This is a genomic window from Burkholderia sp. HMSC10F09, from assembly GCF_001806955.1.
GTDB lineage: Bacteria > Pseudomonadota > Gammaproteobacteria > Burkholderiales > Burkholderiaceae > Burkholderia > Burkholderia multivorans.
In genome coordinates this window covers 9,623-34,655 of sequence record NZ_KV786769.1, presented here as the reverse complement: position 1 = coordinate 34,655, position 25,033 = coordinate 9,623, and the positions used below count along the sequence as shown (strand labels likewise).

Below are 25,033 nucleotides of genomic sequence, written 5' to 3'. Positions count from 1 at the left end.
GCGCGATGCACGCCGCCCGCCCGGGCCGCCGCGCGCCGCTGCCGCCGCGGGGCCCGTCACCGATTCGCGTCCTTCAGGGGAGAACAAGACGATGGGCAAGCCGTTGCTGGGCCAGATGATGGACATGCCGCTGCTGGTGTCGTCGCTGATCGCGCATGCCGCGCGTCATGCGGGCGACACCGAGATCGTGTCGAAGCGGATCGAAGGCGACCTGCATCGCTACACGTATCGCGACTGCGAGCGGCGCGCGAAGCGGCTTGCGCAGGCGCTCGCGCGGCTCGGCGTCGAGGCCGGCGACCGCGTCGGCACGCTCGCGTGGAACGGCTACCGGCATCTCGAGGCGTACTACGCGATCGGCGGCATGGGCGCCGTCTGCCACACGATCAACCCGCGGCTTTTTCCCGAACAGATCGCGTACATCGTCAATCATGCGGAAGACCGCTACGTGCTGTTCGACATCAACTTCGCGCCGCTCGTCGAAGCGCTCGCGCTGCAGTGTCCGAACGTGCGCGGCTGGATCGCGATGACCGACGTCGACCATCTGCCGCGCGGCGCGATGCCGTACCTGTGCTACGAGACGCTCGTCGAGGCGGAGGACGGCGGCTACGACTGGCCGCGTCTCGACGAGCAGCAGGCGTGCGGGCTCTGCTACACGTCGGGCACGACCGGCAATCCGAAGGGGGTGCTGTATTCGAATCGCTCGACCGTGCTGCACGCATACGGCGCCGCGCTGCCCGACGCGATGAACCTGTCGGCGCTGGACGCCGTGCTGCCGGTCGTGCCGATGTTCCACGTCAACGCATGGGGGCTGCCGTACGCGGTGCCGCTGACGGGCGGCAAGCTCGTGCTGCCCGGCAAGGATCTCGACGGCCGGTCGCTCTACGAGCTGATGGAGGCCGAGCGCGTGACGTTTTCGGCGGGCGTGCCGACCGTCTGGCTCGGGCTGCTGAACTACATGCGCGAGGCAGGCGTGCGCTTCTCGTCGCTGAACCGCACGGTGATCGGCGGCTCGGCCTGCCCGCCCGCGATGCTGCGCACGTTCGAGGACGACTACGGCGTACGCGTGATCCATGCGTGGGGCATGACCGAGCTGTCGCCGCTCGGCACGCTCGCGAAGCTGAACTGGGCGCAGTCGCAGCGGCCGCACGACGTGCAGCGGCGGCTGCTCGAAAAGCAGGGACGCGTGATCGGCGGCGTCGACATGCGGATCGTCGGCCCGGACGGGCAGGAACTGCCGTGGGACGGCGTCGCGTACGGCGAGCTGCAGGTGCGCGGGCCGTGGGTGATCGACCGCTACTTTCGCAGCGACACCTCGCCGCTCGTCGACGGCTGGTTTCCGACCGGCGACGTCGCGACGATCGACGCGGACGGGTTCCTGCAGATCACCGACCGCAGCAAGGACGTGATCAAGTCGGGCGGCGAATGGATCAGTTCGATCGACGTCGAAAACGTCGCGATCGCGCACCCGGGCGTCGCGGAGGCCGCCTGCATCGCGTGCGCGCATCCGAAGTGGACCGAGCGGCCGCTGCTCGTCGTCGTGCCGCGCGAAGGTGCGAACCTGACGCGCGAGGCGCTGCTCGCGTTCTACGAAGGCAAGGTCGCGAAATGGTGGATTCCGGACGACGTCGTGTTCGTCGAATCGCTGCCGCATACCGCGACCGGCAAGCTGCAGAAGCTGAAGCTGCGCGAAATGTTCCGCGACTACGTGCTGCCGACGGCGGTCTGCGCACCGTAACGCGGGCGCGCGGCCGGCCCTTCGGTCGGCCGCCGTTATCGGCCGGTTGCCCTGGCCGGTCCCCTTGCGAGTCCCCTTGCCGGTCGCCTGCGATCCGCCCCCGGATTGCGCGCAAATTCAAATTGAACGACCGTGCTTTTTCGTTGTATGCTGCCTCCGTTCGATCCGGACATGCGGCCGTTCGACCGCGCACAATGGAAGCGCCGCCACCCCGGCGCGCGATGCATGGAGGCAGGCAGATGGCAGTGGATTACTCGACTCGCGACGGCGTCGCCGTCATCACGCTCAACAATCCGCCCGTCAACGGGCTCGGCCTGTCGACGCGGCTGGGCATCATGGACGCGCTCGAGCGCGCCGTGCACGATCCGTCGATCGCCGCGATCGTGCTGACGGGCGCCGGCCGCGCCTTCTCGGGCGGCGCCGACATCACCGAATTCAATACGCCCAAAGCGCTGCAGGAACCGACGCTGCATACCGTGATCCGCGCAGTGGAGGCGAGCGCGAAGCCGGTCGTCGCCGCGCTGCACAGCGTCGTGATGGGCGGCGGTCTCGAGCTCGCGCTCGGCGCCCACTATCGCGTGGCCGCGCGCGGTGCGCAGATCGCGCTGCCCGAAGTGAAGCTCGGGCTGCTGCCGGGCGCGGGCGGCACGCAGCGCCTGCCGCGCGCGGTCGGCCTCGAGACCGCGCTGAACATGATCGTGTCGGGCGCGCCGGTGCCCTCCGAGCAGCTTGCCGAAAGCGGGTTGTTCGATCAGCTCGCCGACGGCGATCTGATCGACGCGGCCGTCGCGTTCGCGCGCAAGGCCGGAGCGCAGCCGGGGCCGCATCCGCGCGTGCGCGACCGCAAGATCGTCCACGACAACGCGGCGGGCTTTATCCAGTTCGCACGCAATTCGGTGAAGGCCGCCGCGCCGAACTTCCCGGCGCCGCACAAGTGCATCGACGCGATCGAGGCCGGCGTGCTGCACGGTTTCGACAAAGGCAGCATCGCCGAGCGCGAAGGCTTCGTCGCGCTGATGATGACGTCGGAAAGCCGCGCGCTGCGGCACGCGTTTTTCGGCGAGCGCGCGGCGAGCAAGATTCCCGACGTGCCGGCCGACACGCCGGTGCGCGACATCCGCCGTGTCGCGGTGATCGGCGCGGGCACGATGGGCGGCGGCATCGCGATGAACTTCGTCAACGCGGGGCTGCCCGTCACGCTGCTCGAAACGAAGCAGGACGCGCTCGAGCGCGGGCTCGCGACGATCCGCAAGAACTACGACGCGCAGGTGAAGAAGGGCAAGCTCACGCAGGAGAAGCTCGAGGCGCGCATGGCGCTGATTGCGCCGACGCTGTCCTACGACGACCTGAAGGACGCTGACCTCATCGTCGAGGCCGTGTTCGAGGAGCTCGGCGTGAAGGAGCAGGTGTTCCGCAAGCTCGACGAAGTCGCGAAGCCGGGCGCGATCCTCGCGTCGAACACGTCGACGCTCGACGTGAACCGCATCGCCGCATTCACGAAGCGTCCGCAGGACGTCGTCGGCATGCACTTCTTCAGTCCGGCGAACGTGATGAAGCTGCTTGAAGTCGTGCGCGGCGCGCAGACGGCGAAGGACGTGCTCGCGACCGTGATGGCCGTCGCGAAGAAGATCCGCAAGACGGCGGTGGTATCGGGCGTATGCGACGGCTTCATCGGCAACCGGATGATCGAGCAGTACATCCGGCAGGCGCTGTTCATGCTCGAGGAAGGCGCGCTGCCCGCGCAGATCGACCGCGCGATCGAGCAGTTCGGCTTCGCGATGGGGCCGTTCCGGATGAGCGACCTGGCCGGCAACGACATCGGCTGGGCGATCCGCAAGCGCCGCTACGTCGAGCAGCCCGACCTCCATTATTCGAAGATCGCCGATCGTCTCTGCGAGCAGGGCCGCTTCGGGCAGAAGACGGGCGCCGGCTGGTACGACTATGCGCCCGGCGATCGCCGCGCGCGGCCGTCTGCGCTCGTCGACGAGATGGTCGTCGCCTATTCGAAGGAGCGCGGCATCGAGCGACGCAAGATCGCCGACGACGAGATCGTCGAGCGGCTCGTGTTCGCGCTCGTCAACGAAGGCGCGAAGATTCTCGAGGAAAAGATCGCGTCGAAGGCGTCCGACATCGACATGGTCTATCTGACCGGTTACGGCTTCCCGCTGTGGCGCGGCGGCCCGATGCTGTACGCCGACATGGTCGGCCTCTACAACGTCGAGCGCGCGATTCGCCGCTACGCGGCCGCGCCGAACGGCGACGCGTGGCAGCTCGCGCCGTCGATCGCGGAGCTCGCGAAGGCCGGCCGCGGATTCAACGGCTGACGCCACGCGGCGCCGCGCACCGACTCGCAAGGAGAAACGCAATGAAACGCACCGACGACGTCCTGCTCGTGATCGACGTGCAGTACGACTTCATGCCGGGCGGCGCGCTGGCCGTCGCCGACGGCGACGCGGTCGTGCCCGTGATCAACGCGCTCGCGCAGCGGTTCGAGCGCGTCGTGATCACGCAGGACTGGCATCCGCGCGAGCACGTGTCGTTCGCGGCGAATCATCCGGACGGCGAACCGTTCTCGACGATCGCGCTGCCGTACGGCGAGCAGGTGCTGTGGCCCGTGCATTGCGTGCAGGACACCGAAGGCGCGGCGCTGCATCGCGACCTCGACCTGCCGCACGCGCAGCTCGTGATCCGCAAGGGCTGCGATGCGCGCGTCGACAGCTATTCCGCATTCGTCGAAGCCGATCGCACGACGCGCACGGGGCTCGCCGGCTATCTGCGCGAGATCGGCGCGAAACGCGTCTGGTGCTGCGGGCTCGCGACCGACTATTGCGTCGCGTGGTCGGCGCTCGACGCGCGCGCGGCGGGCTTCGACGCCGCGGTGATCGACGATGCGTGCCGCGCGATCGACCTGAACGGCTCGCTCGCGCAGGCATGGCAGCAGATGCAGGCGGCGGGCGTCGCACGCGTGACGTCCGATGGCGTGCGCGCCAGCGCATAGCGCCGCCTTTCCACTCGATTCAGCACATCAGGCAGGAACGAAGGAGACTCGCATGACCGAAGCCGTAATCGTATCGACCGCACGCACGCCGCTCGCGAAATCGTGGCGCGGCGCCTTCAACATGACGCACGGCGCGACGCTCGGCGGCCACGTGGTCGCGGTGGCGCTCGAGCGCGCGAAGCTCGACCCGGCGCGCGTCGAGGACGTGATCATCGGCTGTGCGAATCCGGAAGGCGCGACGGGCGGCAACATCGCGCGGCAGATCGCATTGCGCGCGGGGCTGCCGGTCAGCGTGCCGGGCATGACGGTGAACCGCTTCTGCTCGTCGGGGTTGCAGACGATCGCACTCGCCGCCCAGCGGATCATCGCGGGCGAGGGCGACGTCTACGTCGCGGGCGGCGTCGAGTCGATCTCGTGCGTGCAGAACGAGATGAACCGGCACATGGCGTACGAGGGCTGGCTGCTCGAACACAAGCCGGAAATCTACTGGACGATGCTGCAGACGGCCGAGAACGTCGCGAAGCGCTACGGGATCTCGAAGGAGCGTCAGGACGAATACGGCGTGAACTCGCAGCTCAAGGCCGCCGCCGCGCAGGAAGCGGGGCGCTTTCGCGACGAGATCGTGCCGATCACCGTGCGCGCCGGCATCGCGGACAAGGCCACCGGCCGCCTGTTCACGAAGGAAGTGACGGTGTCGGCCGACGAGGGGATCCGTCCGGACACGACGCTCGACGGCGTGTCGAAGATTCGTCCGGCCGTGCCGGGCGGCGTGATCACGGCCGGCAATGCGAGCCAGTTTTCCGACGGCGCGGCCGCGTGCGTCGTGATGAGCGCCGCGGCCGCGCAGCGCGAAGGGCTGCAGCCGCTCGGCGTGTTCCGCGGCTTCGCGGTGGCCGGCTGCGAGCCGGACGAGATGGGCATCGGCCCCGTGTTCGCGGTGCCGAAGCTGCTGAAGCAGGCAGGGCTGAGCGTCGACGACATCGGGCTCTGGGAGTTGAACGAAGCATTTGCGGTGCAGGTGCTCTATTGCCGCGACACGCTCGGGATCCCTGACGATCGCCTGAACGTGAACGGCGGCGCGATCGCGGTCGGCCACCCGTACGGCGTGTCGGGCACGCGGCTGACCGGCCACGCGCTGATCGAAGGCAAACGGCGCGGCGTCAAGTACGCGGTCGTCACGATGTGCATCGGCGGCGGGCAGGGCGCGGCCGGCCTGTTCGAAATCGTCTGACGTTTCGCCTGCCGTGCCGGCCGCCGCGCGACTGCGGCGCGCGCGGCACGGCGCTCTTCACGACGGCCGCCGCCTGCATGCGGCATGCCGGCCGTAATGCCGTTTCCCCTCACTTGTCAAACGAATCGCCGCTCCTATACTTGCTCTGACATTTGCCTTTCGGAACAGAGGGGCCGACGCGCGCGCCATGGCCGGGTCGCGCGCATGCGGCTGCGACACGCGAATCGGCGGCAAATCGATCGGGGAACGAATTGAGTACGACCTTTGCAGCCGGGGAACCGCCCCGCGTCGTGAGCGCGGCTGCGCGGATTTACGCGAAATGCCTGCTGGTCGGATTCGCGCTGCTGCCGGCCTATCTGATCGCCTACCTGTGGTTCTTCGCCGATCCGCGCGCGACCTTCGAAAACCACGCGTTCCATGAAATCGCGATTGCGGCCGCGACCGTCGAGGGCGCGTTCGTCACGTACGTCACCTGGGTCTGCTATCGATCGTCGGGCGAACCGCTGTTGCGCTGGCTGACGCTCGGCTTTCTCGGCTTCGCGACGATCTACGCGCTGCACGGCGTGTTTACCGGCGCCGCGCATCACAACCTCTGGCTGTTTCTGCTCTACGGGCCCGCGTCGCGGCTCGTGATGGCGATCCTGCTGCTGACCGGCCTGCTGTCGTATTCGCGCCCGCCCGACCGCGCCGACAAGCGCACGAGCGTGCGCACGTGGCTGCCGTGGCTCGTCGTCTTCGCGCTCGTCGACGTCGCGGTCGCGTATCTCGCCTATTCGCCGATCGCGGGCGCGCTCGGCACGCGGCTCGCGATGGAGGGCGGCGCGCTCGTATTCTCGCTGCTGAACGTCGCCGTACTGCTCGCGCGACGCATCCGCTCGCCTCTGATGGTGATCTACGGCGTGTCGATCACGGCGTTCGCGCTGTCGTCGCTCGCGTTCCTGCTCGGCAAGCCGTGGAACCACATGTGGTGGCTCGCGCACGCGATCTTCGCCGGCGGCTTCTTTCTGCTCAGCTACGGCGTCGTGCAGGCGCTGCAGACGACGCGCTCGTTCTCGGCGATCTACAGCCAGCAGGATCTGATGAGCCGCCTCGCGGAATCGATGGCGCGCACCGAGAGCGCGCTGCTCGAACTGCGACGCACGAACCAGAAGCTCGAATACATGGCCGCGACCGATCCGATGACGGGCGCGTCGAACCGCCGGCAATTCATCGCGCAGGTCGAACGCGAGATCGGTCGCGCCGAGCGCGACGGCATGCCGTTCTGCCTGCTCGCGCTCGACCTCGACAATTTCAAGCACATCAACGATGCGTACGGCCATCAGATCGGCGACGAGGTGCTGCGTGGCGTCGTGCGCCAGTGCCTCGACGCGATCCGGCCGAGCGGCGCGCTTGCGCGCGTCGGCGGCGAGGAGTTCATGGCCTTGCTGCCCGAGATGCCGCTCGAGGGGGCACGGATGACGGCCGAGCGCGTGCGTTCGTCGATCGCCACTGCGCCGTTCGGCCTCGACTTCAAGCGCGTGCAGGTCACGGTCAGTGTCGGTGTGGCGCAGTACGGCGTCGACGGCAGCACGGTAGACGCGCTGCTACGCGTCGTCGACGAACGGCTGTATCAGGCCAAGCGGGAAGGACGCAATCGCGTCGTCGCGCGGTGACGCTTTGCGGGGCAATACGTTGGCGCGAACCGCTGCGAGAGCGTGCCGTCCCGTGCGTCGCCCCGGACGGCGAAGCCGTGCCGGGGCGCCATCGCGTGGTCGACCGCCGCGTAATCGACGCGCGCTGCGCTAGCGCGACGCGGCCGCTGCGATGTGCATCGCGCCATCATCCTGCAGCCGCTGCGACGCCTGCCACCAGTACCTGCCCGCGCGCAGCTGCGGATCGCGGATCGCGAGATACGTCGTGCTCCAGAGCTGCGCGGCGTTCGCCTCGGTCGCATCGGCGCTGCGCGTGCCGAATGCGTCGGCGTGGTACTGCCCGTTCGCGTAGGACCACGTCCACATCTCCGAGGTGCGCATGTCCCGGCCGTTCGCGATGACCTGCCACACGGTCTGCCGCGCCTGCGTGAGCAGCGCACGTGTCGTATCGGAGAGGTCCTGGCGCGCGAGCTGCCGATCGAGTCCGGCCACCCACATCGCCTGCTGCCACGACCAGATCACGGTGCCGTGATACGCGGAACTCGTGAACTTCGGCCACAGCGACGGATTCGCATACGCGGGGTTGGCGATCAGCATCCCGACGTCGGTGACGAGGCCGGTCGGGAACGGCCGGATCGCGTCGGCGACGATCCGCTGCAGCTGCGCCTCGGGCGGTGTGCCGAACAGCAGCGCGAAGCCGCCGTCCGAGTTCATCACCGGAATCGGATGGCCCTGTTCGTCGAGCGACAGCGCGTAGAACGCGAGCGGCGCGCTCGGCGCGGTGCCGGCCGGCACGCCGGCCGTCGGCGCATACGCGGCTACGTCGGCCGCCGCCTGCGCGGCCGGTACGCCGACTTCGAACAGCGGCGGCGCTTGCTGCTCCCATACCGCCGCTTCGTTCGCGGTGTCCGCGAGCGAAGCGCGCTGGTTCGCATCGAGATACGGATCGAGCAGCCCGCGCGCGAGGAACGCGTTCGCCGCGCGCAGCGCGGCCGGCACGAGCACCGCGTTGACGTCGTACGGGTACACGCCGCCGCCGAGCCCGTCGGTACTGTCGCGCCAGTTGCCGACGATCTCGCCCGGTCGCAGATGAATCAGGTTCGCGACCGCCGGCTGCTGCGCGAACGGCCGCGCGGTGTCGGCGACGTGCAGCAGGTTCGCGACGAGACGGCTGCCGTTCGTCCGTCCGTCGCTGCCGCGCTGCGCGAGATACGCGGCCGCGCGCGCCTGGCCGCGCGGATCGTCGATCAGCCATGCCGCGGCGATCGGCGCGAGCAGATAGTCGCTGTCGATCATCTTGTAGTCGTAGGTCGGCGTCGCATCGTCGGGGCGGCCGTTCTTCCGGTTGTCGATTAGCGCGAATTCGCCGATGCCTTCCTCGTGTGCGACCTTGCCGTCGCTCGACAGCCGCTCGAGCACCGACGACAGCCCGGCCTCGATTGCCGGCGCTTCGAGCACCGGCATCAACATGCGCACGGAGATCAGCGTGTCGCGGCCGAAGTAGGTGTCGTATTGCCACGAGCCGGCGAGCAGCTTGTCGTGGAAGCTCAGGAACTCGAGGACGTTCTGGCTCACCGGATCGGGGTTCGCGGACGAGGTCAGCAGATCGGCGTGCGTGATCGGCGACAGCGGCGTCTCGCCCGACAGCGCATCGATGTGCAGCTTCAGCACGTGCGAGCCGGCGGCCGCGCGCAGCACCAGCTTGCCGCCCGACGCGGTCGCGATGCTGCCGCCGTCGCGCAGCGTGATGCGCAGCGCGTAGCCGGGCGCGCCGTCGATCCGGTCGCGCTGCCATTGCGCGGTGCCGCCCTGCACGGCGGACGCGACGACGATGTCCGGCGGAATCGATGCGCCGCCGTTGAAGTCGCGCAGAAAGCGCACGTTGCTGAGCAAGGCCTCGCGGATCGTCAGCGTGTCCGTATCGACCGAGACGTCCGCGCCGATGCCGTACAGCGGACGGCCGCGCGCGTCGGGCGCCGACAGCGCGGCCGGCGGCGTATCGAGGCTCCAGTTCACCGCTTGCGCGGTATCGTCGAACCACAGCCCGGTGCCGCTGTTGCCGGCCGGGAAGACGACGAGCAGGCGCGGCTTCGTCGACGAGCGCATCAGTAGATGCGCGGCCACCTTGTCCTGGCGGAAGAATGCGTTGATCTGTCCGCCGGTGTCCATCCGGAACGACAGCGCGGCCTGATTCGACGGCGCGGTGGCGGGCTGAATGTCGTCGTCGTTGCACGCGGCGAGCAGCGCGGCGCAGACGACACCGATGCAGAGCGACTTCGCGAAGCGATGCATGTCATATCCCTCCTGATGACTGACGTCGTTGTTATGAGGCGATCGGCGCGCGGCTTGTTTTTTGTCGGGTGCGAAATTGCGTCTTTACGTTAATCGGTCGATAGGAGAAGCGATGGAAATCGAATGAGAATGACGGGAGGCCTTTTAATGGATCGGTTGAACGCGATGATTCCGAATGCGCAATTGCGGTTGTTCGAATAAACGTTGCGGGCGCAACGTACACGCCAAGCCAATGCAGCCGATAACGGAATGTAATCCGTCGTACGAATTCTAGGAGTCGGATAAAGCGGCAGTCAATATCGGTTTCGAATGAATTCGAATAATGGCGGTTAAAAAATTCCTGTAATTATTTCCTGCCGAATCGGCAAAATACGAAAATTTGACGGAATCGATCGGCGCGCAGCCATGCGATTGGGGAAAAATGGAACGGCAATGAACGCCGGTATCGCCGATTCGATGTCCGGGCGACATGCAATGGTGTCGATGCTTCATTGAAGTCTGCGCGTGCCCCGCTCGCAGCGCGTCCCGATGAAGCGCCGTCGCGAGCAATCGGCATACCCGCGCTCGACCGCGCGGCTCGGCCATCGCGCCGCATCACCGCGCATGCGCGCACCCGCATGCGGCAAGTTTGGTAGGCTTGGAGTCTGCCTGCGCCGGCCGCGGATCGCGCGCGATCCGCGATGCGCGCGCGGCAGGCAGACCGACATGACGAGCCGGCGCACCGACGCCGGCTTTGCGATTCTCACGAACCGGAGCGAACGAAGTGATCAGACATATTGTGATGTGGAAGCTGAAGGAATCGGCGGAGGGCGCGACGCGCGCGCAGAACGCGCTGAAGCTGAAGGAAAAGCTCGAAGGCTGCCGCGACATCGTGCCGGGCATCCTGCAGCTCGACGTCGGCGTGGCGACGCCGGGTCTCGAAGCCACCTGCGACGTCGTGCTCGTGTCCGATTTCGCGGATCAGGCGGCGCTCGATGCGTACCAGGTGCATCCGGTTCACCAGGAAGTGAAGAAGTTCGTCGTCAACGTGGTCGAAGGGCGGCAATGCCTCGACTATCTGGTCGACGGTACGCGATGAGCGACGCGGGAACCCGGACGGACGGCCCGTCGATCGAGAGCCCGTTCGTCGACTTGCTCGGCGTGCGCCTCGTGTCCGCGAAGGACGGTGCGAGCGAGATCGCGCTCGCGCTCGACGAGCGGCACATGAACACCTGGAGCATCGCGCACGGCGGCGTGACGATGACGCTGTCGGACATCGCGCTCGCGATGGCCGCGCGCAGCCTGACCGACGACGGCGTCGGCGTCGTCACGGTCGAGATGAAGGTCAACTTCATGCAGCCGGGCCGCGGCGAGCTGCGCGCTTACGGCCGCGTGATGCACCGCTCGACCACGATGGCGTATTGCGAAGGCGAGGTGCGCGACAGCGACGGCAATTTCGTCGCGAAGGCGCTCGGCACGTTCAAGTACATGCGGCGGCTCGCGGTCGGCCGCGACATCAAGCGGCAACGCACACGCACGGCGCCGGACGCGCAGCCTGGCCCGAGCGACGCGTAAGCGGCGTACGCGCGGCCCTGTCGGCGACGGCAGGGCCGTTTCCTTTGCAGGACGGCGCGCAGCCGCGCCGGCGGCGCCGCGTTACGCGGCGGCCGCGAACCGGAGACAGCGATGAATACGATCAACCGTCAGGTGCTGCTCGTGTCGCGCCCGCAGCAGGCCGCGAGCGTCGACAATTTCAGGCTCGTCGAGACGCCGCTCGCGCCGCTGGCCGACGGCGAACTGCGCGTGCGCAATCATTTTCTGTCGCTCGATCCGTACATGCGCGGCCGCATGAACGACGCGAAATCGTATGCGCCGCCGCAGCCGCTCAACGAAGTGATGATCGGCGGGACGGCGGGCGAGGTGATCGAGTCGCGCCATCCCGACTTCGCCGTCGGCGATCGCGTGGTCGGCCAGTTCGGCTGGCAGGAATACGGCACGTCGAATGGCGCCGGGCTGCGCAAGGTCGACACGTCGCGCGTGCCGCTGTCCGCGTGGCTCGGCGTGACCGGCATGCCGGGCATGACGGCGTGGGTCGGGCTGAACCGCATCATCAAGCCGAAGGCCGGCGACACGATCGTCGTCAGTGCGGCGAGCGGCGCGGTCGGCAGCGTCGTCGGCCAGCTCGCGAAGCGCGCCGGATGCCGCGCGGTCGGCATCGCGGGCGGCCCCGACAAATGCCGCTACGTGGTCGATACGCTCGGCTTCGATGCGTGCGTCGACTACAAGGCCGGCCGGCTCGTCGACGATCTCGCGGCCGCGACGCCCGACGGCGTCGACGGCTGCTTCGAGAACGTCGGCGGCGCGGTGCTCGATGCGACGATGGCGCGGATGAACGCGTTCGGCCGGATCGCGGTGTGCGGGATGATCGCCGCCTACGACGGCGCCGCGGCGCCGCTCGCGAATCCGGCGCTGATCCTGCGCTCGCGGCTGACGATGCAGGGCTTCATCGTGTTCGAGCACGCGCATGCGTGGCCGCCGGCGCTCGCCGAACTGGCCGAGCTCGTCGCGACGAAGCAGCTGCACTACCGCGAGACGATCGCCTACGGGCTCGAGCGTGCGCCGGAAGCGTTCATCGGGATGCTGAAGGGCCGTAATTTCGGCAAGCAGCTCGTCCAGCTCGTGTGACGCAGGCGTGGCATCATGTGGCGCTTGTTCGTTCCCGGCGCCACGCACGCGCCGTTCACCCCAATGCCGCTGAATCCGAAGATCGCCCAGGTGCTCGACATGGTCGAGCGCGCGAAACGCCCGCCTTATCATCGCCAGACGCCGCAGCAGGCGCGCGCCGCCTACGAGAAGAGCGCGCCGATCCTCGACGTGCCGCCGGCGCCGATGCATGCGGTCGACGCGTGCACGATTCCGACGCGCGACGGCCATACGATTGCCGCGCGGCTGTATCTGCCGGTCGAACCGAGCCTCGCCGAGCCGCTGCCCGCGCTCGTCTACTATCACGGCGGCGGCTTCACGGTCGGCAGCATCAACACGCACGACGCGCTGTGCCGGATGTTCGCGCGCGACGCGCGCTGCGCGGTGCTGTCGGTGGGCTACCGGCTCGCGCCCGAGCACCGGTTCCCGACCGCCGTCGACGATGCCGAGGACGCATTGCGCTGGCTGCATCGCGCGGCGCCCGCATTGGGCCTCGACGCGTCGCGGCTCGCGGTCGGCGGCGACAGCGCGGGCGGCACGCTCGCGACGGTTTGCGCGGTGCTCGCACGCGATGCGGGCATCGATCTTGCGCTGCAGCTGCTGATTTACCCGGGCGTCACGGGCCATCAGGACACCGCCTCGCATGCGCGGCTCGCGAACGGCTACCTGCTGTCGCGCGACACGATCCAGTGGTTCTTCGCGCAATACGTGCGCGACGCGGCGGATCGCGACGACTGGCGCTTCGCGCCGCTCGACGGCCGGCGCGGCGCGCCGTCGTTCGCGGGCGTCGCGCCCGCGTGGATCGCGACGGCCGAGTACGACCCGCTCAGCGACGAAGGCGCCGCCTATGCGGACAAGCTGCGCGCGGCCGGCAACGCGGTCACGCTGGTCTGCTATCCGGGCATGATCCACGAATTCTTCAAGATGGGCGGCTACGTGCCCGAGGTGAAGGCCGCGCATGCCGATGCGGTCGCGGCGCTGAGGGCCGCGTTCGACGACGTTTGACGGCGGGCGGCGACGGCGCCGCGCGCGAGGAGGGCAGCGATGACGGACGGCGTGGTGGAAACCGGCGACTGGACGACGCTGGGCGGCGATGCCGCGCGCATTCGCGACGCGGTGTTCGTGCGCGAGCAGCGCATCCCGCCCGAATGGGAACTCGACGACGACGATCCGCTCGCGTTGCATGCGGTCGCGTACCGGATCGACGCGACGAGCGGCGCGCGCCGCGCGGTCGCGACGGGGCGGCTGCTGCCGTCCGGCACGATCGGCCGCGTCGCCGTGCTGGCCGAGGCACGCAACCGCGGCATCGGCTCGGCCGTGCTGAACGCGCTGCTCGATGCCGCGCGCCGGCGCGGCGAACCGCTCGTACGGCTTTATGCCCAGGAGGCGGCGGTGCCGTTCTATCTGCGGCACGGGTTCTCGGCAGCCGGCGCGCCGTTCGTCGAGGCCGGCGTGCCGCACGTCGAGATGACGCGCGTGCCGTGACGCGGCGCGTCAGCGCGGCGTCGTGACGTCGATGTCGAAGGCGAACGCGCGCTCGAACTCGCCGGGCCGCACGGTGCGATGCGAGCCGTCGTCGTCGCTGCGCTCCTTGATCTCGACGGTGAGCCGCACGCCTTCCTTCATCGTGACGCGCAGCGCGGTCGTGCCGCGCGTGCCGTATTCGGGCGTCTCGATGAACGCGGCGGACAGCGCGCGCTCGCGCTCGAGCGGAATGCCGGTGTGCGGCAGCGCGTCGTCGTCGGCCACGCGCGTATCGCGCATCAGCGCGATCAGCTCGTCGAGCGACGGTGTCGGGTTGTCGGTCAGCAGCGTGCCGAGCTCGGCGCGCTTGCGCACGACTTTCGGCCAGGGCGTATCGAGCCGCGCGTTCGACAGCGCGTGCACGCCGGCGCCGACCGCGACCGGCGGCGCCGCGCGGCTTTCGCCTTCGGGCGCGCGATTGCAGAACCATGCGAGTTCGCGCCGTTTCCAGTCGCCGACGAGCAGGTTGAAGCCGTTGTAGACGGCCGCATGCTCGGCGAGCTGCGCGAGATAGTCGAGCGGCGCGACGGCCGGGCCGCCGAGATAGTCGGACACGAGCTTGCCGCGCGTCGGCGCGCCGGCACGGATGTCGAACGGCGCGCGGTAATTGGTCAGCGCGGCGAAGCGGCCGTCGCGCGACACGCCGAGCCAGGTGCCGCCCGCCTCGAGATCGCGGCCGGCGAGCACGCCCGGCACGTCTTCCCACCACGACAGCGGCGCGCTCGTGCGGCGAAAGAATTCGTCGCGGTTGGCGGCCAGCGTAAATACGGGACCGGCGGCGGCATCGGGCTGCCAGTCGAAGGCAATCAGACACATCGGGCGAATCTCTCGCAGGAAACGTCGCGCGGCCGGCGCACAAGGCGCTGCGGCGCGCGAACGGGTTGTCAGTGCGTCATGCGTCGGTCGGCCACGCGTACGGCAGTGCGTCGAACGCGAGCGCGGGCCCGGCGGCCGAGCCGACGTGCACGCTGCCGCTGTCGAGCGCGGCGAGCTTGATCTCGACGAGCGCGTCGACGCCGCCCGCGGGCGCCGCCGCCGCATTGACGATCATGCCGCAGGGCTGGCCCGGATCGTCGCTGTGGAACAGCTCGGCGCCGGCATGCACGGTGTCGGTGTCGGCCGCGACGTGCGCGAGCGCGGTGCGGCGCTTGATCGTGCCGCGATACTGGCTGCGCGCGACGACTTCCTGGCCCGGATAGCAGCCCTTGCGGAAGTTGACCGCGCCGATCACGTCGAAATTCACCATCTGCGGGACGAACTGTTCGACGACCGGCTGCGTGATACGCGGTTCGCCGGCACGCACATCGAGCCAGTCCCACACGGCCGGCGACACGACCGGCAGCTTGCCGCCAAGCGCGGCGAGGCGCGCGTCGACTTCCGCGCGCGGGCCGATCCACAGGTAACGCTTGCGCCCGGCCGCGTCCGGCACGCGGATCAGCGCGCCGGCAGGGCCGTCGACCTTCACGTGCACGCCGTCCGGCAGCGCATCGAAGATGCCCGACAGCGCGTCGCGCACGTCGCCGGCGAAGCCCACCACCGCAAGCGCCTCGCTCGCGTCGGTCAGTTTCGCCTTCGCGCGCAGCACGAACATCGACAGCCGCTTCTGCACCGCGGCCTGAATGTCCTTCGACACCAGCAGGCGCACGTCGTGGCCCGCGCGCCACGCGAGGAACGACGCGAGCAGCCGGCCCTTCGGCGAGCAGTAGCCGCTGAGCCGCGCACTGGCGGCGTCCAGATGCTCGATGTCGTTGGTGAGCTGGCTGTGCAGGAACGTTGCCGCATCGTCGCCGGCCACGTCGATCACGCCGAACTGCGCGAGCGGCATGTACGCGCCCGGCGCATCGAAATCGGCGGCGGACGGACGGGGAAAAACGGGAAGCGGGGCGGATGCGGCAGCCTGGGCAGCCGGTGAAGCGAACGGTGTGCTCATGGAATGAGGGAACAGTCAACCCTGACTTTGACGGAGGCGAGCAAGTATTATATGGGTCTTACCTGAGTCACGTTCCATGTCCCTACTGAAGAAATGCGCCGCGACGGTGGCGGCGCTGGCCGTCGTTGTGGCCGCTGCCGGCGCGGGCGGCGCGTATTACTGGGCGACCCGCCCGCTGCTGCTCGGTGCGGCGTCGCTCGACGTCACGATCAAGCCGCGCAGCAGCGTGAAGAGTGTCGCGCTGCAACTGAAGCGCGGCGGCGTACCGGTCGAGCCGTTCGGCTTCGTCGCGATGACGCGGCTGCTCGGCCTGTCGAGCCGGCTGAAGTCCGGCAACTACGAATTCAAGACGGGCGTCACGCCGTACGAAGTGCTGCAGAAGATCGCGCGCGGCGACGTGAACGAGTACGTCGCGACGGTGATCGAGGGCTGGACCTTCAAGCGGATGCGCGCGGAACTCGATGCGAACCCCGATCTGGTCCACACGACGGCCGGGATGAGCGACGCCGAGCTGCTGCGCGCGATCGGCGCGTCCGACAGCGCGATCGAGCGCGGCAGCGGCGAAGGGCTGTTCTTTCCCGATACCTATCTGTTCGACAAGGGCACGAGCGACGTGAACATCTACCGGCGCGCCTACCGGCTGATGCAGACGCGCCTCGACGAGGCGTGGGCCGTGCGTGCGCCCGGCCTGCCGTACAAGACGCCTTACGAAGCGCTGACGATCGCGTCGATCGTCGAAAAGGAAACCGGGCATGCGGCCGATCGCGCCTTCGTCGCGGCCGTATTCGCGAACCGGCTGCGCATCGGCATGCCGCTGCAGACCGATCCGTCGGTGATCTACGGGCTCGGCGACGCGTACGACGGCCGTCTGCGCAAGCGCGACCTGCAGGCCGACACTCCTTACAATACCTACACGCGACGCGGGCTGCCGCCGACGCCGATCGCGTTGCCGGGCGTCGCCGCACTGCAGGCGGCGATCAATCCGGCGCAGACGAACGCGCTCTATTTCGTCGCGAAGGGCGACGGCACGAGCGTGTTCTCGGATACGCTCGGCGATCACAACAAGGCCGTGGACAAGTACATACGAGGTCAATGATGGCGAGCGGTAAATTCATCACGTTCGAGGGCATCGATGGGGCGGGCAAGACGACGCACCTGCAATGGTTCTGCGAACGCCTGCAGCACAAGCTGGCCGGCGCCGGCCGGCAGGTCGTCGTGACGCGCGAGCCGGGCGGCACGCAGCTCGGCGAGAAACTGCGCGAGATTCTGCTGAACCAGCCGATGGATCTGGAAACCGAGGCGCTGCTGATGTTCGCCGCGCGCCGCGAGCATCTCGCGCTCGTGATCGAGCCGGCGCTCGCGCGCGGCGACTGGGTCGTGTCGGACCGCTTCACCGACGCGACCTTCGCGTATCAGGGCGGCGGCCGCGGGCTGCCGCGCGACAAGCTCGAGACGCTCGAACGCTGGGTGCAGGGCGGCTTTCAGCCGGACCTGACCGTGCTGTTCGACGTTGCGCCGCACGTCGCGAGCGAGCGCCGCGGCGCCGTGCGCATGCCGGACAAGTTCGAGAGCGAGTCGGACGCGTTTTTCGCGCGCACGCGCGGCGAATATCTGCGGCGTGCGGAAGAAGCGCCGCATCGCTTCGCGATCGTCGACGCGACGCAGTCGATCGACGAGATCCGTCAGCAGCTCGAGCGCGTACTCGCCGCGCTGTAACCCGCAAGGAACGCACCTCATGATCTATCCGTGGCAGACCGACGACTGGAACCGCCTGCAGCAGTTGCGCGCGCAATGGCCGCATGCGCTACTGCTGCACGGGCAGGCCGGCATCGGCAAGCTGCAGTTCGCGCAGCATCTGGCGCGGGGTTTCCTCTGCGAGTCGCCGCAGCCGAACGGCGAGCCGTGCGGCACCTGCGCGGCTTGCACGTGGTTCGCGCAGGGCAACCATCCGGACTACCGGATCGTGCTGCCCGAAGCGCTCGCCGGCGAAGCGCCGGGCGCCGCGGACGATGCGAAGCCGGCCGACGCGGACGACAGCGGCAAGAAGACGCGCACGCCGAGCAAGGAGATCAAGATCGAGCAGGTGCGTGCGCTGCTCGATTTCTGCGGCGTCGGCTCGCATCGCGGCGGCCTGCGCGTCGTCGTGCTGTATCCGGCCGAAGCGCTGAACGTCGCCGCGTCCAACGCGTTGCTGAAGACGCTCGAGGAGCCGCCGCCGGGCGTCGTGTTCCTGCTCGTGTCGGCGCGCATCGACCGTCTGCTGCCGACCATCGTCAGCCGCTGCCGGCAGTGGCCGATGAGCGTGCCGGCGCCCGAGGCGGCCGCCGCGTGGCTCGCGACGCAGGGCGTCGACGACGCGCGCGCGCTGCTCGCCGAAGCCGGCGGCGCGCCGCTCGCCGCGCTGGCGCTCGCGAGCGACGAGAACCGCCCGTTGCGCGATTTCACGCTGAACCAGCTCGCGGCCGGCGCGGCCTGCGATCCGTTCGCGTGCGGCGAGACGCTGCAGAAGCTGCCGGTGCCGCTCGTGCTCGGCTGGCTGCAGCGCTGGCTGTACGATCTGCTGGCGCAGCGGATGGCGGGCGCGCCGCGCTATTTCCCCGCGCACGCGGCGGCACTCGCGCGCTGCGCGCAGACGGTCGACGCGAACGCGTTCGCGCGCTTCATGAAGGCCGTCACGCGGCAGCGCACGGTCGAGAACCATCCGCTCAATGCGCGGCTCGTCTTCGAGGAATTGTTTCTCGGTTATCGCGAAATGTTCGCATGATCCTCGATTGTTTCCGTCGGGTTGCGAAACGATGACCGACACCTGCCGCGAGGCGACGCGCGCGTCGCGGCCGGCTTTACGTATTCAGGAACCACGATGTTCGTCGACTCTCATTGCCACATCAATTTCAAGGGTCTCGCGGATCGCCTGCCGGCGGTGCTCGAGAACATGCGCGAGCACGACGTCACGCACGCGCTGTGCGTGTCCGTCGATTTCGAGACGCTGCCCGACGTGCTCGCGATCGCCGAGGCGCACGACAACGTCTATGCGTCGGTCGGCGTGCATCCCGATCACGAGGAGGCGCGGGAACCGACGCTCGCCGAACTCGTCGAACTGGCCGCGCATCCGAAGGTCGTCGCGATCGGCGAGACGGGCCTCGACTACTACCGCCTCGAAGGCCGCTCGATTGCCGACATGGAGTGGCAGCGCGAGCGCTTTCGCACGCACATCCGGGCCGCGGCCGCGACGATGAAGCCGCTGATCGTCCATACGCGGGCGTCGTCGGAGGACACGCTGCGGATCATGGCCGAGGAGCGCGCGGACGTGCCCGGCGGCGTGATGCACTGCTTCACCGAGCCGTGGGCCGTCGCCGAGCAGGCGCTCGCGCAGAATTTCCACATCTCGCTGTCGGGCATCGTCACGTTCAAGAACGCGACCGACGTGCAGGACGTCGCGCGCCGCGTGCCGCTCGACCGGCTGCTGATCGAGACCGACTCGCCGTACCTCGCGCCGGTGCCGTATCGCGGCAAGCCGAATGAACCTGCGTACGTGAGCCATGTCGGACGCTTTATCGCATCGGAGCGCGGCATCGCGGTCGAGACGCTTGCCGACGCAACGACACAAAACTTTTTCCGGCTGTTCAAGATCGCCCGCTGACGCGCCGCACAGCCGACAACCCAGGGAAGGAGCCCACAACAATGACGAAGCCGACCAAACATTTGCCGAAACGCGCGCTCGCCGCCGCCGTGCTCGTCGCGAGCGGCCTGCTCGGCGCCGCCGGCGCGCACGCCGAGTCGCTGGACGCGATCGTGAAGGCGGTCAAGTTCGACGACATCGCCGACATCGGCAAGCAGCTGAAGAACGGCCTCGATCCGAACACGGTCGCGCCGAACGGCGATCCGCTGCTCGTGATCGCCGCGCGCGAGAAGTCCGACAAGGTCGCGGCGGCGCTGGCGTCGGCCCCGAACGTCGATCTCGAGAAGGAAGACAAGGCCGGCGAAAACGCGCTGATGCTCGCGTCGCTGAACGGCGACGTCGCGCTCGTGAAGCTGCTGATCGACAAGGGCGCGGAAGTCAGCAAGAAGGGCTGGGCGCCGCTGCACTACGCGGCGACGAACGGTCAGGACGCGGTCGTCAAGGTGCTGCTCGATCATGACGCGTACATCGACACCGCCTCGCCGAACGGCACGACGCCGCTGATGATGGCCGCGCGCGGCAACCACGCGACGACCGTCAATCTGCTGCTCGACCAGGGCGCCGATCCGCAGGTGAAGAACCAGCTCGGGCTGACCGCGCTCGACTTCGCGAAGCACTACAAGGCGCCGGACGCGATCGACATCCTCAGCAAGCGTACGGTGCGCGTCGGCGCATCGGCACCGGCAGACGCGCAAAAGAGTGCAAAATGACGGTTTTCGGCGCGGCCGGCCAGCCCGGCCGTGTCTGGCCCGTCACGGCAGTGGGCCGTTGCGGAGCGCATTGACATAAGGAACACCATGTTGCGGGCTATGTTTTGTGCCGCGGCGTTTGCCGTGCCGTTGTCGGCGGCGGCTTTCACGGGCGCGGATCTCGACCGTCTGTGCGCGAAGACGGACATCAAGTCGCGAGCGTCGTGCGCGGCCTACATCGAAGGCGCCGCCGACGGCGTCTACAACACCATCGACGCGATCGGCGGCACGACGGGGCCGCGTGTCGGCCAGTATTTCTGCCTGCCGCCCGACATCAAGGCGCAGCAGATGACCGACGCGGTGCGCAAGTACATCGCCGAGAATCCGAAGCTCGCCGACTACAACGCGAGCACCGCCGTGTCGCTCGGTCTCGGCAAGGCCTTCCCGTGCCGGGGCGGCAACTGACGGACCGGACCGTGTCCGGGCCTGCGCGTGTGCCGCGCGGCGCCCGGACGTTCCCGACGCATTCAGGACGAGGCGCACGCGCCTCCTAACCGAAGCATCCCGGGCGCCGATGATTTCAATCGAGGAGTTTCAGCGCATCGCCGATGCGCCGCTGCATTCATGGCTCGGCACGCTGTTCGTGTCGATTGCCGTCGTGTTCGTCGTCACCATCGGGCATCGTCTCGGCGCGCGGATCGTCAAGCGCATCGCGCAGCCGTATCCGCTGACGAGCGCGATCCTGCGCTACATCGACAAGCCGTCGCTCGTCGCGCTCGTGCTGCTCGCGCTCGAATTCGTGTGGCTGCAGGCCGACGACGGTATGGCCTTCGTGCGCGGCATGCGCACCGCGGCTGCCGTCGGCTCGATCGCCTCGCTGACGTGGCTGCTCGTGCGGCTCGCGGCCGGCGTCGGCGACGCGATCATCCGCGCGCATCCGCTCGATACCGCAAACAACCTGCACGCACGCCGCGTCCACACGCAGGCGAAGGTCCTCGTGCGGACCGTGATGGTGCTGATCGTGATCATCGGCACCGGCGCCGCGCTGATGACGTTCCCGAACGTGCGGCAGATCGGCGCGAGCCTGCTCGCGTCGGCCGGCGTCGCGGGCCTCGTCGCCGGTATCGCCGCGCGGCCCGTGCTCGGCAACCTGATCGCGGGGCTGCAGATCGCGCTCACGCAGCCGATCCGGCTGGACGACGTCGTCGTGATCCAGGGCGGGTGGGGCCGCATCGAGGAGATCACGGGCTCGTTCGTGTCGGTGCGGCTCTGGGATCAGCGGCGTCTCGTCGTGCCGCTGCAGTGGATCATCGAGAACCCGTTCGCGAACTGGACGCGCAGCAGCTCCGAGATCATCGGCACCGTGTTTCTGTCGGTCGATTACCGCACGCCGCTCGCGCCGCTGCGCGAGGAACTGGCGCGCCTCGTGCACGCGGCGCCCGAATGGGACGGCCGCGTGCAGGTGCTGCAGGTCACCGACGCGACCGAGCGCACGATGCAGCTGCGCGCACTCGTCAGCGCGGCCGATTCGTCGCTGTGCTGGGACCTGCGCTGCCGCGTGCGCGAAGGCCTGATCGCGTATCTGCAGACGCACTATCCGCAGTGCCTGCCGCGCAGCCGGATGGAGCTGTATCCGCACGACGCGGCGCCGAAGGAGCCGAGCCCCGAACGTCCGCATGCGCGGGCGCCGGCCGGCAGCACCGCCGCGAACACCGCGGCCGACCCGAAGGCCAACGACGGCCGCCACTGAGCGCCGCGCGCGCGACGATCCCATCATGACCGCCCTCACCACGCTCGCGATTGCCAACTACCGCTCGTTGCGCGAGCTGATCGTGCCGCTCGCGGCGCTGACCGTCGTGACAGGCCCGAACGGCAGCGGCAAGTCGAGCGTCTACCGCGCGCTGCGGCTGCTGGCCGATACCGCGCAGGGCCGCGTGATCCCGTCGCTCGCGCGCGAAGGCGGGCTGCCGTCGACGCTGTGGGCAGGCCCCGAGCGCTTCTCGCGCGCGATGCTGGCCGGCGAGGCGCCGGTGACGGGCACGGTGCGCAGCGGGCCGGTCAGCCTGAAGCTCGGCTTCGCGTGCGACGATTTCGGCTATGCGATCGATCTCGGGCTGCCGGTGAAGACCGGCACGTCGATGTTCGGGCTCGATCCGGTCGTCAAGCGCGAATGCATCTGGGGCGGCCCCGTGCTGCGTCCGTCGACGCTGCTGGTCGACCGGCACGGCGTGCAGATCCGCGCCCGCGCGGCATCGGGCGACTGGCGCACGATTCCGCAGCCCGTCGCGAGCTTCGACAGCATGATGACCGAGTTCGCCGATCCGGCCGGCGCGCCGGAGATGATCGCGGTGCGCGAGCGAATCCGCTCGTGGCGCTTCTACGATCACTTCCGGACCGACGCGCAGGCGCCCGCGCGGCAATCGCAGATCGGCACGCACACGCCGGTGCTCGCCGACGACGGCGCCGATCTGGCCGCCGCGCTGCAGACGATCCGCGAGATCGGCGACGGCGCGGCGCTCGACGCGACGATCGACGACGCGTTTCCCGGCGCGTCGATCGAAATCGACAGCCCGGGCGGCCGCGGCCGTCTCGACGTGCTGATGCGCCAGCCGGGATTGTTGCGGCCGCTCGCGGCGGCCGAGCTGTCGGACGGCACGCTGCGCTACCTGCTGCTCGCGGCCGCGCTGCTGACGCCGCGTCCGCCCGCGCTGATGGTGCTGAACGAACCGGAGACGAGCCTGCATCCCGACCTGCTGCCCGCGCTCGGGCGGCTGATCGTGCAGGCCGCGCAGCGCACGCAGGTGATCGTCGTGTCGCATGCGGCGCGGCTGATCGCAACGCTCGAGCGCGACGGGCAGTGCGAATCGCTGGTGCTCGACAAGCAGCTCGGCGCGACGACGCTCGTCGATGCCGATACGCGCGATCTGCCCGCATGGAAATGGCCGTCGCGCTGATGCGGACGCGGCCGCTGCCGGCGGATGCCGCTGCGCGGCGGCGCGCGGCGCTCGCTTGCGCGCGACGAGTGTATCGGTCTGTAACATCGCCCATAAAATGCAAGACCGCGCCGTGCCGGGCGGCGGAATCGCTAATAATGGCGGGATAGCGCGCCGGCGCCGTGCCACGCCGGGCAGCGCCGTTCGCCGGCGACGGTTGTCCGCGCCAAGGGACGGACCGGGCCGCGCATGCCGCGTGCCGGCCGCCTCGGCAGCCGCCGCGCACCGACGCGCTCACGCACGCCGACCAAGGAGACGTGGACCATGAGGATTGCCCAGATCGCCCCGCTGACCGAATCGGTGCCGCCGAAACTGTACGGCGGTACGGAGCGCGTCGTGTCCTACATCACCGAGGCGCTCGTCGACCTCGGACACGACGTGACGCTGTTCGCGAGCGGCGATTCGACGACGCGTGCGACGCTCGAGCCCGTGTGGCCGCGCGCGTTGCGGCTCGACACGTCGATCCGCGACCGCGTCGCGCCGCACATGCTGCTGATGGAAACCGTCGCGCGTCGTGCGAAAGACTTCGACGTGCTTCATTTCCACATGGACTACTACTCGTTTTCGGTGTTCGACCGGCAGGAGACGCCGTACGTGACGACGCTGCACGGCCGGCTCGATCTGCCCGAACAGCAGCCGGTGTTCGACACGTTCAGCCGCGCGCCCGTCGTGTCGATCTCGAACGCGCAGCGGCAGCCGCTGCCGCAGGCGAAGTGGATGACGACCGTCTATCACGGGCTGCCCGAGACGCTGTACATGCCGCAGCCGGTCGAGCCGCGCTACCTCGCGTTTCTGGGCCGCATCTCGCCGGAAAAGCGCGTCGATACCGCGATTCGCATCGCGCAGCAGTGCGGGCTGCCGATCCGGATCGCCGCAAAGATCGATTCGGCCGACCAGGAGTACTTCGAGCGCGAGATCAAGCCGCTGTTCGCGCTGCCGAACGTCGAGTACATCGGCGAGATCGCCGATCATCAGAAGGCCGAATTCCTGTCGGGCGCGCATGCGCTGCTGTTTCCGATCGACTGGCCGGAGCCGTTCGGGCTCGTGATGATCGAGGCGATGTCGTGCGGCACGCCCGTGATCGCGTTCAATCGCGGCGCGGTGCCGGAAGTGATCGACGAAGGCGTGTCGGGCTTCATCGTCGAGGACGAGATCAGCGCGGTGGCGGCCGTGAACCGGCTGCACCTGCTGCCGCGTGCACGCGTGCGGCGGCGCTTCGAGGAGCGTTTCACGTCGCGCCGGATGGCGCAGCAGTACGTCGACATCTATCAGTCGATGATCCGCGCGCAGAAGCGCTCGCGCTTCAAGGTGATCGACTCGACGACATGACGCATGCGCGCGACGCGCATAAAAAAACGGCGATGCTCCGCAAGGACATCGCCGTTTGCACATCGTCCGCGCAGCACGCGCGGACGGGCAGGACGCCGCGGCGTCAGAGCTTGAGCTTCGTGACCTTCGTGCCGTTGATCGACACGTCGCCCATCAGGCCGGCGTTGGTCAGCACGATGACCTGAACCGGTGCGGTCGCCGTGTTCGTGTCCACCGCGCCGTTCGCGCCCATCTTCACGAGCGCGACCGATGCGCCGGCGCCGGCGGCCCAGCCCTCGGAGGTGCGGAATTCGTCGAGCGCCTGCTGCGTCATGAACAGG

General features: G+C 68.9%; 23 protein-coding genes. 19 read left to right on the top strand and 4 right to left on the bottom strand.

What is annotated here, in order from left to right; all coding sequences use genetic code 11:
• Positions 1-91 precede the first annotated feature (91 nt).
• The 5 genes from HMPREF3115_RS17720 to HMPREF3115_RS17700 all read left to right on the top strand — a co-directional run bounded on the left by HMPREF3115_RS17720 (position 92) and on the right by HMPREF3115_RS17700 (position 7,616).
• Positions 92-1,735: a 3-(methylthio)propionyl-CoA ligase gene (locus HMPREF3115_RS17720; protein WP_070555424.1), complete on the top strand. Its 1,644-nt coding sequence runs from the start codon at positions 92-94 to the stop codon at positions 1,733-1,735.
• Positions 1,736-1,974: 239 nt separating this feature from the next.
• Positions 1,975-4,059, top strand: coding sequence for a 3-hydroxyacyl-CoA dehydrogenase NAD-binding domain-containing protein (locus HMPREF3115_RS17715; protein ID WP_070555422.1), 2,085 nt, complete (start codon positions 1,975-1,977; stop codon positions 4,057-4,059).
• A gap of 41 nt (positions 4,060-4,100) precedes the next feature.
• Positions 4,101-4,733 carry a bifunctional nicotinamidase/pyrazinamidase gene (pncA, locus tag HMPREF3115_RS17710; protein ID WP_006402259.1) on the top strand — a complete coding sequence of 211 codons (633 nt, stop codon included), beginning with the start codon at positions 4,101-4,103 and terminating at the stop codon, positions 4,731-4,733.
• Positions 4,734-4,785: 52 nt separating this feature from the next.
• Positions 4,786-5,964: an acetyl-CoA C-acyltransferase gene (locus HMPREF3115_RS17705; protein ID WP_070555420.1), complete on the top strand. Its 1,179-nt coding sequence runs from the start codon at positions 4,786-4,788 to the stop codon at positions 5,962-5,964.
• A 251-nt stretch (positions 5,965-6,215) separates the two neighbouring features.
• The gene (locus tag HMPREF3115_RS17700; protein WP_070555417.1) at positions 6,216-7,616 is read left to right on the top strand and encodes a sensor domain-containing diguanylate cyclase; all 1,401 of its coding nucleotides are present in this window, start codon (positions 6,216-6,218) and stop codon (positions 7,614-7,616) included.
• A 129-nt stretch (positions 7,617-7,745) separates the two neighbouring features.
• Here the strand turns inward: HMPREF3115_RS17700 and HMPREF3115_RS17695 are convergent, their stop codons facing one another.
• Positions 7,746-9,887, bottom strand: coding sequence for a glucosidase family protein (locus HMPREF3115_RS17695; protein ID WP_070555414.1), 2,142 nt, complete (start codon positions 9,885-9,887; stop codon positions 7,746-7,748).
• Between the two features lie 763 nt (positions 9,888-10,650).
• Here HMPREF3115_RS17695 and HMPREF3115_RS17690 point away from each other — a divergent pair.
• From HMPREF3115_RS17690 to HMPREF3115_RS17670, 5 genes are all read left to right on the top strand, one after another.
• Positions 10,651-10,965: a Dabb family protein gene (locus tag HMPREF3115_RS17690; protein WP_012213202.1), complete on the top strand. Its 315-nt coding sequence runs from the start codon at positions 10,651-10,653 to the stop codon at positions 10,963-10,965.
• On the top strand, positions 10,962-11,441 hold the full coding sequence (locus HMPREF3115_RS17685) for a PaaI family thioesterase (protein WP_006402265.1): 480 nt from the start codon (positions 10,962-10,964) through the stop codon (positions 11,439-11,441). Before HMPREF3115_RS17690 ends, HMPREF3115_RS17685 begins: the two co-directional genes overlap by 4 nt.
• Positions 11,442-11,552: 111 nt before the next feature.
• Positions 11,553-12,551, top strand: coding sequence for an NADP-dependent oxidoreductase (locus HMPREF3115_RS17680; protein WP_070555411.1), 999 nt, complete (start codon positions 11,553-11,555; stop codon positions 12,549-12,551).
• A 63-nt stretch (positions 12,552-12,614) separates the two neighbouring features.
• Positions 12,615-13,574 (top strand): alpha/beta hydrolase, encoded by a 960-nt coding sequence (locus tag HMPREF3115_RS17675; protein WP_059938468.1) that lies wholly within the window; start codon positions 12,615-12,617, stop codon positions 13,572-13,574.
• A 39-nt stretch (positions 13,575-13,613) separates the two neighbouring features.
• The gene (locus tag HMPREF3115_RS17670; RefSeq protein WP_069220176.1) at positions 13,614-14,054 is read left to right on the top strand and encodes a GNAT family N-acetyltransferase; all 441 of its coding nucleotides are present in this window, start codon (positions 13,614-13,616) and stop codon (positions 14,052-14,054) included.
• Positions 14,055-14,063: 9 nt separating this feature from the next.
• Here the strand turns inward: HMPREF3115_RS17670 and HMPREF3115_RS17665 are convergent, their stop codons facing one another.
• Entirely contained in the window at positions 14,064-14,909 is an 846-nt protein-coding gene (locus HMPREF3115_RS17665; RefSeq protein ID WP_006411884.1) for an NRDE family protein, read from the bottom strand.
• 76 nt (positions 14,910-14,985) lie between these two features.
• Positions 14,986-16,023, bottom strand: coding sequence for a CAF17-like 4Fe-4S cluster assembly/insertion protein YgfZ (locus tag HMPREF3115_RS17660; protein WP_070555408.1), 1,038 nt, complete (start codon positions 16,021-16,023; stop codon positions 14,986-14,988).
• Between the two features lie 76 nt (positions 16,024-16,099).
• Here HMPREF3115_RS17660 and mltG point away from each other — a divergent pair, with 76 nt between their 5' ends.
• From mltG to HMPREF3115_RS17615, 9 genes are all read left to right on the top strand, one after another.
• Entirely contained in the window at positions 16,100-17,119 is a 1,020-nt protein-coding gene (gene mltG / locus HMPREF3115_RS17655; RefSeq protein WP_070555405.1) for an endolytic transglycosylase MltG, read from the top strand.
• Positions 17,119-17,739, top strand: coding sequence for a dTMP kinase (gene tmk, locus HMPREF3115_RS17650; RefSeq protein WP_035488251.1), 621 nt, complete (start codon positions 17,119-17,121; stop codon positions 17,737-17,739). Before mltG ends, tmk begins: the two co-directional genes overlap by 1 nt.
• Before the next feature lie 19 nt (positions 17,740-17,758).
• Positions 17,759-18,787 (top strand): DNA polymerase III subunit delta', encoded by a 1,029-nt coding sequence (locus HMPREF3115_RS17645; RefSeq protein ID WP_053297177.1) that lies wholly within the window; start codon positions 17,759-17,761, stop codon positions 18,785-18,787.
• A gap of 96 nt (positions 18,788-18,883) precedes the next feature.
• Positions 18,884-19,663 (top strand): TatD family hydrolase, encoded by a 780-nt coding sequence (locus HMPREF3115_RS17640; protein ID WP_006409695.1) that lies wholly within the window; start codon positions 18,884-18,886, stop codon positions 19,661-19,663.
• A gap of 41 nt (positions 19,664-19,704) precedes the next feature.
• Complete coding sequence (locus HMPREF3115_RS17635; RefSeq protein WP_070555400.1) at positions 19,705-20,412, top strand: ankyrin repeat domain-containing protein; 708 nt, start codon at positions 19,705-19,707, stop codon at positions 20,410-20,412.
• 87 nt (positions 20,413-20,499) lie between these two features.
• On the top strand, positions 20,500-20,856 hold the full coding sequence (locus HMPREF3115_RS17630; RefSeq protein WP_006402276.1) for a Rap1a/Tai family immunity protein: 357 nt from the start codon (positions 20,500-20,502) through the stop codon (positions 20,854-20,856).
• 109 nt (positions 20,857-20,965) lie between these two features.
• Positions 20,966-22,141, top strand: coding sequence for a mechanosensitive ion channel family protein (locus tag HMPREF3115_RS17625; protein ID WP_070555397.1), 1,176 nt, complete (start codon positions 20,966-20,968; stop codon positions 22,139-22,141).
• A 25-nt stretch (positions 22,142-22,166) separates the two neighbouring features.
• On the top strand, positions 22,167-23,345 hold the full coding sequence (locus tag HMPREF3115_RS17620) for an AAA family ATPase (RefSeq protein WP_006407779.1): 1,179 nt from the start codon (positions 22,167-22,169) through the stop codon (positions 23,343-23,345).
• A 303-nt stretch (positions 23,346-23,648) separates the two neighbouring features.
• On the top strand, positions 23,649-24,713 hold the full coding sequence (locus HMPREF3115_RS17615; protein WP_006408525.1) for a glycosyltransferase family 4 protein: 1,065 nt from the start codon (positions 23,649-23,651) through the stop codon (positions 24,711-24,713).
• Between the two features lie 103 nt (positions 24,714-24,816).
• On the opposite strand, the gene HMPREF3115_RS32520 is transcribed toward HMPREF3115_RS17615, so the two are convergent.
• On the bottom strand, positions 24,817-25,033 hold a 217-nt coding region (locus HMPREF3115_RS32520; RefSeq protein WP_256276238.1), incomplete at its 5' end, for a YSC84-related protein.

Coding starts and splice junctions, on each gene's coding strand:
- HMPREF3115_RS17665 (WP_006411884.1), bottom strand. CDS start 14,909: ATGTGTCTGATTGCCTTCGACTGGCAGCCCGATGCCGCCGCCGGTCCC.
- mltG (WP_070555405.1), top strand. CDS start 16,100: ATGTCCCTACTGAAGAAATGCGCCGCGACGGTGGCGGCGCTGGCCGTC.
- HMPREF3115_RS17670 (WP_069220176.1), top strand. CDS start 13,614: ATGACGGACGGCGTGGTGGAAACCGGCGACTGGACGACGCTGGGCGGC.
- HMPREF3115_RS17615 (WP_006408525.1), top strand. CDS start 23,649: ATGAGGATTGCCCAGATCGCCCCGCTGACCGAATCGGTGCCGCCGAAA.
- HMPREF3115_RS17625 (WP_070555397.1), top strand. CDS start 20,966: ATGATTTCAATCGAGGAGTTTCAGCGCATCGCCGATGCGCCGCTGCAT.
- HMPREF3115_RS17695 (WP_070555414.1), bottom strand. CDS start 9,887: ATGCATCGCTTCGCGAAGTCGCTCTGCATCGGTGTCGTCTGCGCCGCG.
- HMPREF3115_RS17675 (WP_059938468.1), top strand. CDS start 12,615: ATGCCGCTGAATCCGAAGATCGCCCAGGTGCTCGACATGGTCGAGCGC.
- HMPREF3115_RS17640 (WP_006409695.1), top strand. CDS start 18,884: ATGTTCGTCGACTCTCATTGCCACATCAATTTCAAGGGTCTCGCGGAT.
- pncA (WP_006402259.1), top strand. CDS start 4,101: ATGAAACGCACCGACGACGTCCTGCTCGTGATCGACGTGCAGTACGAC.
- HMPREF3115_RS17645 (WP_053297177.1), top strand. CDS start 17,759: ATGATCTATCCGTGGCAGACCGACGACTGGAACCGCCTGCAGCAGTTG.
- HMPREF3115_RS17660 (WP_070555408.1), bottom strand. CDS start 16,023: ATGAGCACACCGTTCGCTTCACCGGCTGCCCAGGCTGCCGCATCCGCC.
- HMPREF3115_RS17635 (WP_070555400.1), top strand. CDS start 19,705: ATGACGAAGCCGACCAAACATTTGCCGAAACGCGCGCTCGCCGCCGCC.
- HMPREF3115_RS17680 (WP_070555411.1), top strand. CDS start 11,553: ATGAATACGATCAACCGTCAGGTGCTGCTCGTGTCGCGCCCGCAGCAG.
- HMPREF3115_RS17685 (WP_006402265.1), top strand. CDS start 10,962: ATGAGCGACGCGGGAACCCGGACGGACGGCCCGTCGATCGAGAGCCCG.
- HMPREF3115_RS17705 (WP_070555420.1), top strand. CDS start 4,786: ATGACCGAAGCCGTAATCGTATCGACCGCACGCACGCCGCTCGCGAAA.
- HMPREF3115_RS17620 (WP_006407779.1), top strand. CDS start 22,167: ATGACCGCCCTCACCACGCTCGCGATTGCCAACTACCGCTCGTTGCGC.
- HMPREF3115_RS17630 (WP_006402276.1), top strand. CDS start 20,500: ATGTTGCGGGCTATGTTTTGTGCCGCGGCGTTTGCCGTGCCGTTGTCG.
- HMPREF3115_RS17715 (WP_070555422.1), top strand. CDS start 1,975: ATGGCAGTGGATTACTCGACTCGCGACGGCGTCGCCGTCATCACGCTC.
- HMPREF3115_RS17720 (WP_070555424.1), top strand. CDS start 92: ATGGGCAAGCCGTTGCTGGGCCAGATGATGGACATGCCGCTGCTGGTG.
- tmk (WP_035488251.1), top strand. CDS start 17,119: ATGGCGAGCGGTAAATTCATCACGTTCGAGGGCATCGATGGGGCGGGC.